This is a genomic window from Agromyces sp. NPDC058064, assembly GCF_042885275.1.
Classification (GTDB): Bacteria; Actinomycetota; Actinomycetes; order Actinomycetales; family Microbacteriaceae; genus Agromyces.
This window is the reverse complement of the sequence record NZ_JBHVSE010000002.1, coordinates 989,140-1,001,672: the sequence shown is the minus strand read 5'-3', so window position 1 is coordinate 1,001,672 and position 12,533 is coordinate 989,140. Positions and strand designations below refer to the sequence as shown.

Genomic DNA, 12,533 nt, shown 5'->3' with positions numbered 1-12,533 from the left:
GCGCGTTTCCCGTGAAGATCCAGAACGCGTTCCGCATCGGCCTCGTCGGCACGCTGGGGGTCGGCGTCGGGCTCTTCATCCTGGCGTCGATCGTCAGCCTGTCGGCGATCATCACCTACATCGGAGCAGCACTCTTCCTGGCCCTCGGCCTCGATCCGGCGATCAGCTGGCTCGAGCGCCGAGGGCTTCCGCGTTGGGCCGCCATCCTCATCGTGATGAGCGGGGTCGGGCTCATCTTCGCCGCGCTGGTGCTCGCGGTCGTGCCGACCATCGTCGAGCAGGTGAGCGACTTCATCGACGAGATCCCCCGGATCGTCCAGCAGGTCAGCTCGCAGGACTGGCTCGAGTTCCTCCAGGAGCAGTTCCCGCTGCTCAAGGTCGAGGAGATCGCCGACCAGGTGACGGCCGCGCTCACCGACTTCTTCACGAACCCCGACAAGCTCTCCGAGCTCGCGGGCGGCGTGCTGCAGGTGGCCGTGGCGATCGGCACCGGCGTGTTCGCGGTCATCATCGTCTTCATCCTGATGCTCTACTTCACCGCGTCGCTCAACACGATGAAGCGGGCGACCTACCAGCTGGTACCCGCGTCGAAGCGCGCACGGTTCGCCGATCTCACCGAGCAGATCACCCAGTCGGTCGGGCGCTTCGTGCTCGGGCAGGTCTCGCTCGCGGCCGTCAACGGCGCGCTGAGCTTCATCTACCTGTCGATCATCGGCGCGCCGTTCACGGCGGTGCTGGCGTTCCTCGCCTTCATGTTCTCGCTCATCCCCCTCGTCGGCACCCTGACGGGCTCGGTGATCATCGTGCTCGTCTGCCTCATCCCGACGATCGGCTCGCCGCTCACCGCCCTCGCCGCGGCGATCTACTACGTGATCTACATGCAGGTGGAGGCGTACGTGCTGAGCCCGCGCATCATGAACCGCGCGGTCAAGGTCCCGGGCGCCCTCGTCGTCATCGCGGCACTCGCGGGCGGCGCGCTCGGCGGCATCCTCGGTGCACTCGTCGCGATCCCGGTCGCGGCCGCGTTCCTGCTGATCATCAAGCAGGTCGTGATCCCGCGGCAGAACGAGCGCTAGGTCACTCGCTCGCGGCGCCGGCGCGCGCCGGCCAGTGGGTGGGCAGCGGCGCCGCAGCCGGGTTCACCACGGACACGATCTCGTCGAGCACCCGCCGGGTCTGCGACTCCCCCACCCACAGATGGCGGCCTCCCGCGACGTCGATGCGCCGCAGGCGAGGAAGCCCCGCGAACCGCTCGGCGGCCTCGGCGGGCTTCAGGTAGTCGTCGTGCTCGGGAATCAACGCCACGAGCGCCGGCGAGGCGTCCCGCCAGCGGGCGAGCTCGGCGTCGCTCGTGCGGTGCAGCGGCGGCGAGAGCAGGATCGCCCCGTCGATGCCGTGGTCGAGCCCGTACTTGAGCGCGAGCTCGGTGCCGAACGACCAGCCGACGAGCCAGGGATGCGGCAGCCCCCGCTCGGCCACGAACGCCATCGCCGCGGCCACGTCGGCCCGTTCGGCCAGCCCCTCGCCGAACGCGCCCTCGCTCGTCCCGCGCGGGGATGCGGTGCCCCTGGTGTTGAAGCGCAGCACGGCCAGGTCGGCGAGCGCCGGCAGCCTCGCCGCGGCCTTCCGGAGGATGTGCGAGTCCATGAAGCCGCCCGCGGTCGGCAGCGGGTGCAGCGTGACCAGCGTCGCGACGGGGTCGCGCTCGGCCGGCAGCGCGAGCTCGCCGACGAGGCGCAGTCCATCGCTCGTCCGCAGCTCGATCTCCTCCCGACGGGCGGGCAGCTCGACACCGGCCCGGATCTCGATCGACTCGTCTGTTCCGCTCACCGTGCGCCCAACCTCCAACAGTGCGTGTGCCAGTGCCGCCGCCCCGCGAGATCGGCGGCGTCGCCGAGGACGCCGTCGGCGCGCCAGGCGACGAGGTGCGCGACGCCCGGCGCCACCTCGAGTCCGCAACCGGGGCAGAGATACGCCTTCAGCGCCTGCGCCTCCGAGACGGGCTGGACGTTCCACTCGCGCCCGGCGTGCACCTCGGTGCGCCGCCAGCCGGCCGTGAGTCGCTCGACGTCGAGGTCTGGATGCCCCTCGCGTGCGCGAGCAGCGCGACCCCGGGATCGGTTCGAACGCGCCATGTCGTCAAGTCTAGGGCGACGCGAACCGCCCCTCCGCCCTCGTCGGACTCAGTACCAGCCGACGGACTCGGAATGACCCCACGCACCGCAGGGGGTGCCGTAGCGACCCGAGATGTACCCCAGGCCCCACTCGATCTGCGTCCCGGCGTTGGTCTCCCAGTCGGCACCCGCGGTGGCCATCTTGGAGCCGGGGAGCGCCTGCGGGATGCCGTATGCGCCGCTGCCGGCGTTGTAGGCGTTCACGTTCCAGCCGGACTCCTTGTTCCAGAGTGCGACGAGGCAGTCGAACTCGCCCGTGCCCCACCCGCGTGCGGCCACCGCACCGGCGGCATAGGCCTGGGCCGAACCCGGGTCGGGCGTCACCGCGGGCGGCGCCCAGCCCTCGCCGGATGAGGCGGGCACGACCACGACCTCGGGCTTCTCCTCGACGACGTAGTTCTCGGGGCCGCCGAGCGTGACCTCGTAGCCGGTGCCCGCGGCGACCGACTGCGCGGCCTCGCCGCCGAAGCGATCGCCGTCGAACGCGAACTCGGCGGACGCGGTCGCGCCCGAGTACGGGTCGACGATGTTGACGAGCACGAGGCCCGACGCGGCGAAGAAGGCGAAGAGCACTGAAGCGGCCTGCTTGACCGGACCCCTGGTGGGTCGACTCCTCGTCACCGGCGCCTGCTGCACGGCCGCGTCTGATCCATTGTGTCTACCCACGATTCGTCGAGTGTATCGGAGCGCGGGCGGGCACGTCGACCGCGACGCGGCACGTCATCGGACGGCGAGCATCACGTCGACGACGGCGTCGAGCACGAGGTCGACCTGCGCCTCGCGGTACCCGCCGCGCTGGGTCGCGAAGACCACCGAGCGCACGTCCTCGACGGAGATCGGCCAGCCGTCGCGGAAGTAGCGCGTGAGGCGATCGGTGAAGCGGTCGACCTCGCGCACGCTGTACCCGAGCACGAGCGGGTTCATCCGCTCGAACCGCTCGCCTTCGGGGCGCGCGAGGCGGTTGGAGACGACCTGGGCCGTCATCCTGGCCTCGCGCAGCCACGCCTCGTCGCCGTGCAGCCTGGCGGCGACCTGGCGCTCCTGCGCGGCGAAGGCGTCCTCGAGGCGCGCGAGCGCGGCATCGACGTGATCCGTCGAGTAGCCGCGCTTCTGCATCGCGAACGCCGTGAGCCGGATCTGCTCGCTCGTCAGCGGCTCGTCGTCGGGCAGCGCGGCGCCGTCGTACGCGCGTCGAGCGCGCTGCAGGAACGCCTCGACCTGGGCGGTGTTGTAGCCGAGGCGGGGCTTTCGGGCGAGCGGGAAGGTCGGATCCACCGCACCAGTATCGCGCACGCTCAGCCGAAGATCCGGAACGCCACGAACGCGACCGCAGCGGACGGGAGGATCGAGTCCAGGCGATCGAGGAATCCGCCGTGCCCCGGCAGCCACGAGCTCATGTCCTTGATGCCGATGTCGCGCTTGATGAGCGACTCGACGAGGTCGCCGAGCGTCGCGGTGAGGAAGATCGCCGCGCCGAACAGCAGCCCGAACCACCAGGTGTTGCCGAGCAGGAGGAGCGAGATCAGCAGGCCGGCGACGATGCTGGTCGCCGCGCCGCCCGCGAAGCCCTCCCATGTCTTCTTCGGGCTGATCACCGGCGCCATCTTGTGCTTGCCGAACATGAGCCCGAACGCGTAGGCGCCGGTGTCGGCGGCGACGGCCGCGATGACGAACGCGAGCGTCCACAGTTCGCCCCCGTCGGCCGCCGTGAGCACCACGGCGAAGGTCGCCAGGAACGTCACGTAGCCCTGCACGAAGGCGCCGGCGGCGAGGTCGCGCACGAGGCCCCGCCCGTCCGTGCGACGAGACGGCACGGCCTGCTCGACCAGACGCCAGGCCGTGACGATCGCGATGCCGCCGAGGACGGCGATCAGCTGGCCGCCCGCTCCGCCGTAGTACGCCACCGGCACCGCGGCGACCGCCACGACGACGGTCGGGATGCGCGGGACGCGGTACTCGGCCTTGCGCAGGGCCTGCGCGAGCTCGTAGCTCGCGAAGCCGGCGATCACGACGGCGAGGAGCATGAAGAGCTCCTTGACGACGAGCAGGCTCAGCAGCACGGCTCCGCCGAATACCAAGCCGATCAGGATCGCCACGAGCAGGTTGCGACCGGTCCGCGCGTTGATCTTCTCCTGCGCCTCGTCGAACTGCGCCTTGGATGCCTCGAACTGACGCTCGAGGCCGGCCTTGCGTGCGTTCACCTGGGCGCGGAACTCGCCACGCGCGGTCCGTTCATGCCCCCCGGCGTCCGTCTTGCCCTCTTCTGGGACGCCTGTCATCTCGCTCCCTCAGACCTCGAGGAGTTCGGCTTCCTTGCGCTTGAGCGCCTCGTCGATCGCGTCGACGTTCGACTTCGTGATCTGCTCGAGCTCCTTCTCGCCGCGTGCCACCTCGTCATCGCCGACCTCGCCCTTCAGCGCGTCGAGGTCGTCCTTCGCCTTGCGGCGGATGTTGCGCACGGAGACCTTCGCGTCCTCGCCCTTCGAGCGCACGATCTTGACGAACTCCTTGCGGCGCTCCTCGGTGAGCTCGGGCAGCGTCACACGGATGAGGTTGCCGTCGTTCGTCGGGTTCGCGCCGAGGTTCGGCATGTCGCGGATGGCCTGCTCGATGTCCTTCATCGCGCCCTTGTCGTACGGAGTGACGACGAGCGTGCGCGCCTCGGGGTTCTGCAGCGACGCGAGCTGCGAGAGCGGCGTCGGGGTGCCGTAGTAGCTCACCATGATCTTCTGGAAGAGCTGCGGGTTCGCCCGCCCCGTGCGGACGGTCGCGAAGTCGTCCTTGGCGACCTCGACCGCCTTCTGCATGCGGGTGGTGGCATCGGAAAGTACATCCGCGATCACGGGAACTCCTTACGGTTCGCTACTCGGGCCAGTCTATCGACTGGTCGGCTCCACACCGTTGCTCACCACGGTGCCGAGGTCGGCGCCGAGGATCGCAGCGGTCACATTGCCGGCGGGGGTCATGCCGAACACCTGCATCGGCATGCCGTTGTCCATGCACAGGCTGAAGGCGGTCGAGTCGACGACCTTGAGGCCGCGCTGCAGGGCCTCCTGGTAGCTGATCCGGTCGATCTTCGTCGCCTCGGGGTTGGTGCGCGGGTCGTCGGAGTAGACGCCGTCGACTCCGTTCTTCGCGACGAGCACGACCTCGGCGTCGATCTCGAGCGCGCGCTGCGCCGCGACCGTGTCGGTCGAGAAGTACGGGAGACCGGCGCCGGCGCCGAAGATCACGACGCGCCCCTTCTCGAGGTGACGCTCGGCGCGGCGCGGGATGTAGGGCTCGGCGACCTGGGTCATCGAGATCGCCGACTGCACGCGCGTCTCCGCGCCCGCCTGCTCGAGGAAGTCCTGGAGCGCGAGGGAGTTCATCACGGTGCCGAGCATGCCCATGTAGTCGGCCCGGCCGCGGTCCATGCCGCGCTGGCTGAGTTCGGCGCCGCGGAAGAAGTTGCCGCCGCCGACCACGATCGCGACCTCGACCGTCTTGGCCGCGTCCGCGATCTCGCGGGCGAGGGCGCTCACGACATCGGGGTTGACCCCGAGCGCTCCCCCGCCGAATGCCTCTCCTGAGAGCTTCAGCATCACTCTGCGCTTGCGTTCCGTCATCCCCGCCGTCCTTCCGGTACCCGTGTCAAAACTAGTGCTTCGCCGCGCCCGGGCACAGTGCCGGGCGAGTCGCGCGCGGCGCGCCGCCGTCGGGATGACGTCGGCGCGGAAGCATCCGCGCATGGAAAAGGGAGTCCGGATCGACTGCACGATCCGGACTCCCTCACCAGGGTGTTACGCCGTGGCCTTGAAGCGGGCGAACCCGGTCACGGTGAGACCGGCGTCCTCCAGCACCTTCTTGACCTGCTGCTTGTCGTCGCGGGCGTAGCCCTGCTCGAGCAGCACGATCTGCTTGAAGAAGCCGGTGAGACGGCCGTCGACGATCTTCTCGAGCATCGCCTCGGGCTTGCCCTCGTTGCGGCTGATCTCGGTGACGATGTCGCGCTCCTTCTCGACGAGCTCGGCCGGCACGTCCTCACGGGTGAGGTACTGCGGGTCGAACATCGCGATGTGCTGCGCGACGGCGCGAGCGGTCTCGGCGTCGGCGCCCGTGTAGGCGACGACCACGCCGATCTGCGGCGGCAGGTCCTTCGAGGTCTTGTGCAGGTAGACCGCGAACTCGTCGCCCGAGAGGGTGACGGCCTTCGCGAGCTCGACCTTCTCGCCGAGGGTCGCTGCCTGCTCGTCGATGACCTCGCCGACGGTCTTGCCGTCGACCGGCGCCGCGAGGGCGGCGGCGACGTCGGCAGCACCGGCGGCGGCGACCGCGTCGAGCACCTTCTCGGCGAGCGCGACGAACTTGTCGTTCTTCGCGACGAAGTCGGTCTCGCAGGCGAGCTGGATCATCGTGTAGCCGGCCGGCGACTGCTTGGCGGCGACGAGACCCTCGGTGGTCGAGCGGTCGGCGCGCTTCGCGTTGCCCTTGGCACCCTTGAGACGCAGGATCTCGGTGGCCTTCTCGAGGTCGCCGTCGGCCTCCTCGAGCGCCTTCTTGGTGTCGACCATGCCCGTGCCGAGCTGCTCGCGCAGGGTCTTGATGTCAGCGATGCTGATTGCCATGTCTGGCTGTCTCCTTCGGGGACTTATTCGGCGGGAGTGGCGGCGGCCTCTGCGGCCTCGGCGTCGGCGGCCGACTCGGTCGCGGCGACCTCGGTCGCTGCCTCGTCGACGACCTCGGCGGCCTCGACCTTGGCCTCGGCCTCGGTCTCGGCGGTCTTCTCGGTCGCGGCGCTCTGCTGGAGGAGCTCCTGCTCCCACTCGGCGAGCGGCTCGACGGCCGAGACGTTGCCGGCCTCTTCGGGCTTCTGGTGGCGCTCGATGAGGCCCTCGGCCGCGGCGTCGGCGATGATGCGGGTGAGCAGGCTCACCGAGCGGATCGCGTCGTCGTTGCCCGGGATCGGGTACTGGACCTCGTCGGGGTCGCAGTTGGTGTCGAGGATGCCGATGACGGGGATGCCGAGCTTCTTGGCCTCGTCGATCGCGAGGTGCTCCTTCTTGGTGTCGACCACCCAGAGCGCCGACGGCGTCTTCGACAGGTTGCGGATGCCGCCGAGCGACTTGTGCAGCTTGTCGAGCTCGCGCTTCTTGATGAGGAGCTCCTTCTTGGTGAAGCCGCTCGTGGTGCCCTCGAAGTCGAGCTCCTCGAGCTCCTTCATGCGCGCGAGGCGCTTGGAGACCGTCTGGAAGTTGGTGAGGAGGCCGCCGAGCCAGCGCTGGTTGACGTAGGGCTGGCCGACGCGGGTCGCCTGCTCGGCGATGGACTCCTGGGCCTGCTTCTTCGTGCCGACGAAGAGGATGGTGCCGCCGTGGGCGACCGTCTCGCGGACGAAGTCGTACGCCTTGTCGATGAAGGCGAGCGACTGCTGCAGGTCGATGATGTAGATGCCGGAACGCTCGGTGAAGATGAAGCGCTTCATCTTCGGGTTCCAACGGCGGGTCTGGTGCCCGAAGTGCACGCCGCTGTCGAGCAGCTGGCGAATGGTGACGACGGCCATGAGCCGTTCTCCTTCTGTTCTCAGTTGTCGCAACCGGCCGGCGGCCGGGAGCCCTGGTGCCCGGCACGGCTCCGCCGTCACCCTGAATTCTCAGGGGTCGGACTGAATGGAGTCGGTCGCCGAATGGGCACGCGTAGTCACCTCGACGGGCGAGGCGCTCTTGACACTCTACCATCGGCACCCCTCCTCCCCAACCGCGCCGCGGGCACCGGTCGCCCGCCGGCGACGGCCGAGCGGGTCGGATGCCCCGCGGCCGCCGCAGGATCGTCGTCATGATCCCGCTTTCGCCGTCCTCCGCTCCGCACCCGCGGCGCCACGTGCTCGCCTCGGTGCTCGCGGCCGCGACGCTCGCCCTCGCCGTCGCCATCGCGTTCGCCGCCGTCTCGCCGCCCGCGGCGCTCGCGCTCGGACTCGCGCCCGCCGCGACGCCCGCCGCGTCCGAGCGGGCGACGACGACGCAGTGGGTCTGGCCGGTGCCCGCCCCCATCCGGGTGGTCTCCCCGTTCCGCGCCCCGCCGACGCCGTACGCCTCCGGACATCGGGGCATCGACCTCGAGATCGAGCCGGGGGCGCCGCTCGTGGCCGCCGAGTCGGGCGTCGTGCGCTTCGCCGGCATGGTCGCCGGCCGCGGGGTGGTCTCCATCGACCACGGCGGCGGGGTCGTGAGCGCGATCGAGCCCATCGACCCGGCTGTCGCGACCGGCGACGAGCTCGCGGCCGGCGCGGCGATCGGCACCGCCGCCCGGGGCGGCCACTGCACGGGCGACTGCGTGCACTTCGGCGTCAGGGTCGACGGCGAGTACGTCTCGCCGTTCCTGTTCCTCGGGGGCCTTCGGCGCGCGGTGCTGCTGCCATCGGCGTGACGCGCGCGGTCGTGCCGACGCGCGCGTCAGGCGCGCGGGTGCGCGGTGCGGTAGCTCTCCTTCAGCCGCTCGGCCGAGACGTGGGTGTAGATCTGCGTGGTGCCGAGGCTCGCGTGGCCGAGGAACTCCTGCACCGCCCTGAGGTCGGCACCGCCGTCGAGGAGGTGCGTCGCCGCGGTGTGGCGGAAGGTGTGCGGACCGCTCGGCCCGGTTCCCGGGATCTCGGCGAGGAGCCCGGCGACGAGCGCGTACACGCTGCGGGTGCCCATGCGCGCACCTCGTGCGCCGAGGAAGGCCGCATCGGCGTTCGAGGCGGTGCGGGCCGGTCTCGGAGCAGCCGTGTCGTCGCCCTTCATCCGCTCGAGGATCGCCGGTCGGCCGAGGTCGAGATACCGGTCGAGGGCCCGCGCCGCAGGCGCGCCGTACGGCACGACCCGCTCCTTCGACCCCTTGCCCACCACTCGCACGGTACGGCGCCGCCGATCGACGTCGCGGAGGTCGATGCCGACGAGCTCGGAGACGCGGAGCGCCGAGGCGTAGAGGAGCTCGACGATCGCGACGTCGCGGACGTCGATCGGGTCGTTCGTCGCGACGGCCCGCGCCTCGAGCCGGGCGAGGGCCTCGTCGAGCGCGGGCGCGGAGACGACGCGCGGCAGCGCGCGCTGAGCCCTGGGAGCGCGCAGTCGCGCACCGTGATCGACCGGCACGAGTCCGCGGCGGGCCATCCATGCCGTGAACCCGCGGGCGGAGGCGGCGCGGCGCGCGATCGTGGCCCTGGCCAGCCCGCGTTCGGTCGCCGACCAGAGCCAGTCCCGGAGGATCGGGAGGTCGATCCCGCCCGCCTCGGCGACGCCGTGCTCGTCGGCGAAGCGGAGGAGGTCGACGAGGTCGGCCCGGTAGGCGGCGACCGTGTGCTCGGAGTAGCCGCGCTCGGTGCGCACGTGCGCGAGGTAGTCGTCGACGACGACATCGAGCGGCGAGGTCACGGCGGCGGCTTGCGCGAGAAGCGTTCGAGTCGTTCGGCCGGGGTCATCGCCTCGAGTTCGGCGAGGTACGCCTCGCCGAAGCTCGTGACGACGTCGAACGGGCCGACCGGCACGACCGAGGCCGCGAAGGCGTCCTCGAAGAGGTGCACGAGCGAGAAGGAGCGCCCCCCGTCGATGCCGACGAGCTCGCGCGGCGGCGCCGAGAGGTCCATCGTGTAGGCGGTCGCCCCGGCGACCGAGACGGGGATGCCGGCGAACGCGCCGTGGGTCGCGTAGTGGAGGTGACCGCCGAGGAAGAGCCGCACGTCGCGGCCGCGCACGACCTCGGCGAGCTCGTCCTGTCCGCGGAGCTCGAGGACGTCCATCAGGGCGAGCGGCGTCGCGATCGGCGCGTGATGCATGGCGATGACGGTGCCGCGCGGGGCGGGCTCGGCGAGCACGGCGGCCAGCCAGTCGAGCGAGCCGGCGTCGAGCTCGCCGTGGTGGTACCCGGGCACCGTGGTGTCGAGCGCGATGATCCGGAGCCCGTCGAGGTCGATGACCCGGTGCACCGGTTCGTCGGACGATGCCGCCCCGCCGGGCGTCTCGTCGAGCAGGCCCGCCCGGAAGGCCGCGCGCTCGTCGTGGTTGCCCATCACCCAGACGAGCTCCGCCCCGGTCGCGAGGGCGAGCGGATCGAGGGCGGCACGCGCGCGCACGTAGGCGTCGGGTTCGCCGAGGTCGGCGACGTCGCCGGTGACGACGATCGCGTCGAGGGAGGAGCCGAGGCGTTCGAGCTGCGCCGCGGTCTGCGCGAGGGCGGCGACCGTGTCGGCCGCGCCCCCGAGCGGGGCGCCGCCCGAGAGCAGGTGCGTGTCGCTGACGTGCGCGATGACGGTCGTCGCCGCCGGGTACCTGCCGAGTCTCGTCATCTCCCCCACCTCTTCGGGGCCAGCCTACGATCCGGCACCGACAGGCGGTGGACGACGGGCCGCCCCGCGCACTTCTCCCTCACAGTGCGCGCCTCGCACGGGCGTTCCACCGAACCGGGTGGCGAGGCCGACCGGCTCGGTCCGCACGCCACGCTCGACGCGGAGGTGGTCGATTTGGCCCACAACACGGAGCTCGGCCGGCACGGCGAACGACTCGCCGCCGCCCATCTCGAGGCGCGCGGCATGTCGGTGATCGAGCGCAACTGGCGGTGCCGGCTCGGCGAGATCGACCTGATCGCCCGCGACGGCGGCGTCGTCGTCTTCGTCGAGGTCAAGGCGCGATCCGGTCGCGGCTACGGGCATCCCTTCGAGGCGATCACGCCGCTGAAGCTCGCCCGGCTGCGCCGGCTCGCGACCGCCTGGTGCGAGCAGTCCGGCACCGGCTCCGCGCGCATCCGCATCGACGCGATCGCGATCACCGTGCCGCGCGACGCACCCGCCGTCATCGAGCATCTCGAGGGGGTGAGCTGATGCCCGTCGCCCGCACGACCTCGGTCGCCCTGCTCGGCCTCACCGGGTCGATCGTCGAGGTCGAGGCCGATCTCTCCGCACAACTGCCGGGCGTCGTCATCATCGGCCTGCCCGACGCCGCCCTCGGCGAGGCGCGCGACCGCGTGCGCTCGGCGGCGAGCAATGCGGGCTGCCCGCTGCCGAGCCGGCGCCTCACGGTCAACCTCTCGCCGGCCGCCCTCCCGAAGCACGGGTCGGGCTTCGATCTCGCGATCGCGATCTCCTGCCTCGCCGCGGCGGGCGAGCTCTCGAGCGAGTCGGTCGCCCGCGTCGTGCACCTCGGCGAGCTCGGGCTCGACGGCCGCCTCCGGCCGATCGACGGCATCCTGCCGGCCGTCCTCGCGGCCGTCCGCTCGGGGCACGACCTCGTCATGGTGCCCTCGGCGAACGCCGAGGAGGCGTCGCTCGTGCCCGGCGCACGGGTCATCGGCGTCGCCTCGCTCCTCGACGCCGCGATCTGGCACGGCGGTGCCTTCGAGCCGCGGGCGTGCGACCCGGTGCCCGGGCAGCTGCCCGCGAGCGACGCCGCCGAGCCCGCCGGCGACCTGGCCGAGATCGCGGGCAACAGCGACGCGGTCGAGGCGATGCTCGTCGCCGCCTCCGGCGGACACCACGTCTCGATGCTCGGCCCGCCCGGCGCGGGCAAGACGATGCTCGCCTCCCGCCTGCCCGGACTCCTTCCCGACCTCGACGCGGATGCCGCGCTCGAGGTGGCGTCGATCCACTCGCTCGCGGGTCGCCGGCCCGGCGCGCAGCTCTCGTTCAGGCCGCCCTTCGAGGCACCGCACCACACGGCGACCGCGGCGGCGATCGTCGGCGGGGGAAGCCGGCTGATCCGGCCGGGTGCGGCGGCGCGGGCGACGCACGGAGTGCTCTTCCTCGACGAGGCGCCCGAGTTCCCGCGGGCCGTCCTCGACGTGCTGCGTCAGCCGATCGAGTCTGGCACGATCTCGATCCATCGAGCGAACGCCGTCGCGACCTTCCCGGCTCGATTCCAGCTGGTGCTCGCGGCGAACCCGTGCCCGTGCGGCAACTCGGGCACCGACGCGTGCACGTGCGCGCCGATGGTGCAGCGCCGCTACCTCTCGCGGCTCTCGGGCCCCCTGCTCGATCGGGTCGACCTGCAGCTGCGGGTTCCCCGGGTGACCGTCGCGGCGATGCGGATGGCCGACGGCGGCGGCATCTCCACCGCGCAGGGACGCACGATGGTCTCGACGGCGCGCACCGCGGCCGCCGAGCGCCTGCGCGGCACCCCCTGGCGGACCAACGCCGAGATGCCCGGACCGTGGCTCCGCGGGGCCGGTCGGCTCCATCCCGGGAGCCGGGCGACGACCACCCTCGACCGCCTGCTCGAACGGGGCGGCATCACGATGCGCGGGTACGACCGGATCCTGAAGGTCGGTGTGTCGCAATAAAGTTGCATCTCAAGTGACCGATTCGCGGGGTCAAGATGGGATCGTCTCGTGCTCGCGACACCACTATGGCGT

15 protein-coding genes are annotated in these 12,533 nt (G+C 71.5%); 4 read left to right on the top strand and 11 right to left on the bottom strand.

Annotation, left to right across the window (positions count from 1 at the left end; translation table 11 throughout):
* The first annotated feature begins 11 nt into the window (after positions 1 to 11).
* Positions 12 to 1,076: an AI-2E family transporter gene (locus ACFVSL_RS10530; RefSeq protein ID WP_386940823.1), complete on the top strand. Its 1,065-nt coding sequence runs from the start codon at positions 12 to 14 to the stop codon at positions 1,074 to 1,076.
* Between the two features lies 1 nt (position 1,077).
* Here the strand turns inward: ACFVSL_RS10530 and ACFVSL_RS10525 are convergent, their stop codons facing one another.
* The 9 genes from ACFVSL_RS10525 to rpsB form a co-directional block, all read right to left on the bottom strand.
* Entirely contained in the window at positions 1,078 to 1,809 is a 732-nt protein-coding gene (locus ACFVSL_RS10525) for an alpha/beta hydrolase (RefSeq protein ID WP_386941135.1), read from the bottom strand.
* Between the two features lie 17 nt (positions 1,810 to 1,826).
* Positions 1,827 to 2,135 (bottom strand): hypothetical protein, encoded by a 309-nt coding sequence (locus ACFVSL_RS10520; RefSeq protein ID WP_386940821.1) that lies wholly within the window; start codon positions 2,133 to 2,135, stop codon positions 1,827 to 1,829.
* Positions 2,136 to 2,183: 48 nt separating this feature from the next.
* Complete coding sequence (locus ACFVSL_RS10515; RefSeq protein WP_386940819.1) at positions 2,184 to 2,795, bottom strand: lytic transglycosylase domain-containing protein; 612 nt, start codon at positions 2,793 to 2,795, stop codon at positions 2,184 to 2,186.
* A 99-nt stretch (positions 2,796 to 2,894) separates the two neighbouring features.
* Positions 2,895 to 3,449: a DivIVA domain-containing protein gene (locus ACFVSL_RS10510; protein WP_386940818.1), complete on the bottom strand. Its 555-nt coding sequence runs from the start codon at positions 3,447 to 3,449 to the stop codon at positions 2,895 to 2,897.
* Between the two features lie 20 nt (positions 3,450 to 3,469).
* Positions 3,470 to 4,375, bottom strand: coding sequence for a phosphatidate cytidylyltransferase (locus ACFVSL_RS10505; RefSeq protein WP_386940816.1), 906 nt, complete (start codon positions 4,373 to 4,375; stop codon positions 3,470 to 3,472).
* A gap of 87 nt (positions 4,376 to 4,462) precedes the next feature.
* Positions 4,463 to 5,017: a ribosome recycling factor gene (gene frr, locus ACFVSL_RS10500; protein ID WP_386940814.1), complete on the bottom strand. Its 555-nt coding sequence runs from the start codon at positions 5,015 to 5,017 to the stop codon at positions 4,463 to 4,465.
* Between the two features lie 33 nt (positions 5,018 to 5,050).
* Entirely contained in the window at positions 5,051 to 5,782 is a 732-nt protein-coding gene (gene pyrH / locus ACFVSL_RS10495) for a UMP kinase (RefSeq protein WP_386940812.1), read from the bottom strand.
* A 174-nt stretch (positions 5,783 to 5,956) separates the two neighbouring features.
* On the bottom strand, positions 5,957 to 6,781 hold the full coding sequence (tsf, locus tag ACFVSL_RS10490; RefSeq protein ID WP_386940811.1) for a translation elongation factor Ts: 825 nt from the start codon (positions 6,779 to 6,781) through the stop codon (positions 5,957 to 5,959).
* Between the two features lie 23 nt (positions 6,782 to 6,804).
* Complete coding sequence (gene rpsB, locus ACFVSL_RS10485) at positions 6,805 to 7,716, bottom strand: 30S ribosomal protein S2 (RefSeq protein ID WP_386940810.1); 912 nt, start codon at positions 7,714 to 7,716, stop codon at positions 6,805 to 6,807.
* 272 nt (positions 7,717 to 7,988) lie between these two features.
* Between rpsB and ACFVSL_RS10480 the strand changes: the two genes are divergently transcribed.
* Positions 7,989 to 8,579 carry a M23 family metallopeptidase gene (locus tag ACFVSL_RS10480; RefSeq protein WP_386940809.1) on the top strand — a complete coding sequence of 197 codons (591 nt, stop codon included), beginning with the start codon at positions 7,989 to 7,991 and terminating at the stop codon, positions 8,577 to 8,579.
* 26 nt (positions 8,580 to 8,605) lie between these two features.
* Here ACFVSL_RS10480 and ACFVSL_RS10475 read toward each other — a convergent pair whose 3' ends face one another.
* Positions 8,606 to 9,565, bottom strand: coding sequence for a tyrosine-type recombinase/integrase (locus tag ACFVSL_RS10475; protein WP_386940807.1), 960 nt, complete (start codon positions 9,563 to 9,565; stop codon positions 8,606 to 8,608).
* Positions 9,562 to 10,476 carry a metallophosphoesterase gene (locus ACFVSL_RS10470; RefSeq protein ID WP_386940805.1) on the bottom strand — a complete coding sequence of 305 codons (915 nt, stop codon included), beginning with the start codon at positions 10,474 to 10,476 and terminating at the stop codon, positions 9,562 to 9,564. Before ACFVSL_RS10470 ends, ACFVSL_RS10475 begins: the two co-directional genes overlap by 4 nt.
* Before the next feature lie 174 nt (positions 10,477 to 10,650).
* On the opposite strand from ACFVSL_RS10470, the gene ACFVSL_RS10465 reads away from it, so the two are divergent.
* Both ACFVSL_RS10465 and ACFVSL_RS10460 read left to right on the top strand, forming a co-directional pair.
* Positions 10,651 to 11,007 (top strand): YraN family protein, encoded by a 357-nt coding sequence (locus ACFVSL_RS10465; protein WP_386940803.1) that lies wholly within the window; start codon positions 10,651 to 10,653, stop codon positions 11,005 to 11,007.
* Positions 11,007 to 12,461: a YifB family Mg chelatase-like AAA ATPase gene (locus ACFVSL_RS10460; RefSeq protein WP_386940801.1), complete on the top strand. Its 1,455-nt coding sequence runs from the start codon at positions 11,007 to 11,009 to the stop codon at positions 12,459 to 12,461. Before ACFVSL_RS10465 ends, ACFVSL_RS10460 begins: the two co-directional genes overlap by 1 nt.
* The last annotated feature ends 72 nt before the right edge of the window (positions 12,462 to 12,533 follow it).

Coding starts and splice junctions, on each gene's coding strand:
- ACFVSL_RS10480 (WP_386940809.1), top strand. CDS start 7,989: ATGATCCCGCTTTCGCCGTCCTCCGCTCCGCACCCGCGGCGCCACGTG.
- tsf (WP_386940811.1), bottom strand. CDS start 6,781: ATGGCAATCAGCATCGCTGACATCAAGACCCTGCGCGAGCAGCTCGGC.
- pyrH (WP_386940812.1), bottom strand. CDS start 5,782: ATGACGGAACGCAAGCGCAGAGTGATGCTGAAGCTCTCAGGAGAGGCA.
- ACFVSL_RS10460 (WP_386940801.1), top strand. CDS start 11,007: ATGCCCGTCGCCCGCACGACCTCGGTCGCCCTGCTCGGCCTCACCGGG.
- rpsB (WP_386940810.1), bottom strand. CDS start 7,716: ATGGCCGTCGTCACCATTCGCCAGCTGCTCGACAGCGGCGTGCACTTC.
- ACFVSL_RS10520 (WP_386940821.1), bottom strand. CDS start 2,135: ATGGCGCGTTCGAACCGATCCCGGGGTCGCGCTGCTCGCGCACGCGAG.
- ACFVSL_RS10470 (WP_386940805.1), bottom strand. CDS start 10,476: ATGACGAGACTCGGCAGGTACCCGGCGGCGACGACCGTCATCGCGCAC.